1 protein-coding gene is annotated in these 2069 nt (G+C 30.2%); it reads right to left on the bottom strand.

The window, feature by feature from the left end:
* On the bottom strand, window positions 1–2069 hold a 2069-nt coding region (locus tag Q1J76_RS00095), incomplete at both ends, for an Eco57I restriction-modification methylase domain-containing protein (RefSeq protein WP_300377719.1).

Here is a 2069-nt window from a genome sequence, read left to right on the forward strand (position 1 = left end):
ACATCGGCATTCTTATAAAAATATTCTCTAGTACTAGCACCATAACCTGCACGCATCCATTTATTAGAAGTTATCAAGCTAGATACTCCGTCAGAACTAAGCAAACTCAAACATTTTTCATAGAACAGTTGATATATATCTCCTGTAGACTTGAAACTCTCATAACCTGCATTCTGATACATTTCTTTTAATCCTTTAGCCATACCCTGAATTTGTATATATGGAGGATTACCTATAACTATATCAAAATCTCTATCAATTCCAAACTGTACCAAAGGAGAAAAGAATTCAGACGATTTATTATCGAATGGATACCAAGATAATATTTTATTTTTTATATCATCATTTATGAAAGTTGAATTTTTAACAAACTCTCTAAACTCTTCAAATTTTATTTTTACATTTTCTTTTTCCTCTATAGATGAAGCAGCATAAAACATTATAGCAATGTTAGTCATCTTCTCTTTTATACCTTCTAAAATACCGTATTCAAAAGTACCTTTTTTTATATTGAAATTTATACCTATTAAGGCATTAGCACATATAAATTGAAATTCCAAATTAGGCAAAGTTTTAATTCCTAAATTATCTTCTTTATCTTCTTTCTTCTCATCAACAACCAAAGATAAAAATGCCCTCAACTTACTCACTTCAACCGCTATAGGCTGTATGTCAACTCCATGTATCATGCTCTGAAGTATATCAAGTTTATAAGCATATCCGAACTTTTTTGCACTATATAATTTTTTAAATTCGGCTTTGGCACCAGACGGTAATTTTTTGATTATATAATCTTTATAATATTCATGTTTAGGATCTAGCTTATCAATCACATTAAAAACACGCTGAAGTATTCCCAAAGGAAAAGCCCCGCTACCGCATGCAGGGTCTAATATTATCATATCATGTATATTCTCTAAAATATCCTTTCTTTCTTTATCGCTGTACTCTATACTCTCATCAACATCAAAAATACTGTCTATCTTTATTTTATCCATATTTGTAAGTTTTTTATACAGATAAAGTTTAATAGACTCCATAACCATATAATCAACAATTTCCCTAGGAGTATAAAAAGAACCTGTTTCCTTTCTCGCACTCTCTTTTGTTTCTGGATTTATCTCGGCAAGCAAATTTTCAAAAATGCGTCCTAACATTTCAGGGTCTATGCTTATTTCAACATCGAATGGGGCACTCTCATCAACAGTAAAATTATATCTCTCGAAAAATTCAAATAACCCCTTTATTATATTATCGTCTATTGACTTAACAGCCTCATCGTCCTCCTTCTTTGAAAATAAGCCTCCATTCAAAAATGGTATATCCTTCTCATAATTATATATAACTCGCTCCCTTGAAAAATTGCGTTTCTCCATATCCATATTAAGAACATTGAAAAATAAATCCTCAAGTACATCGCTGTAATAATTTTTCTTATATTTAAGATTCTCAAAAACTTTGCTGTTTAATATCTCATTCGGTATAAGTTCTTTTTCTCGTAAAAACCAGCAGAAAAGTATGCGTCCCAAAAATCTTAATGCAAACTCTTTAGATTTGTTTTCGTCCTTATGAAAATATTTTATAACATCTTTATATATATGATCAAAATATTCTTTAACTACTTTATAAAACTCCTTATTAACACCCTCAACACTAAATGCATTTTCTATACTCTCAACATTTTTAAAAATATCGCTTGTAATTCTGCTTTGAGGCGTATGAACCTTTATGCCCTCGCCAAGTAAAAAAGTATATCTCTTAGGATTGCTGTAATCTGATACTATATCGTTCCCAGACATAATCCTATCATGCTTTACATAAGAAATTCTATATTGATTTTTATTATCTTCATAAAGTATAAAAAATATTCCCTTTCCGTAAACTTTTCTCTCTCCGCCTGTGATTATCTTACTGCAAATCCTAGAAATTTTTACTCTGCTTGCAAGTCTTGTATTTGTTATATAAACTTCATATACCCCTATAACTTCGCCGTCATCTGTATTCAAATCCCCAATCCAAATTACTTTATTTAAAAAATCTTTATTCTTTTCTAGTATCTCCTCTTCATT

The sequence above is a fragment of the Brachyspira sp. genome (assembly GCF_029258575.1).
In the GTDB taxonomy this organism is placed as follows: Bacteria; Spirochaetota; Brachyspiria; order Brachyspirales; family Brachyspiraceae; genus Brachyspira.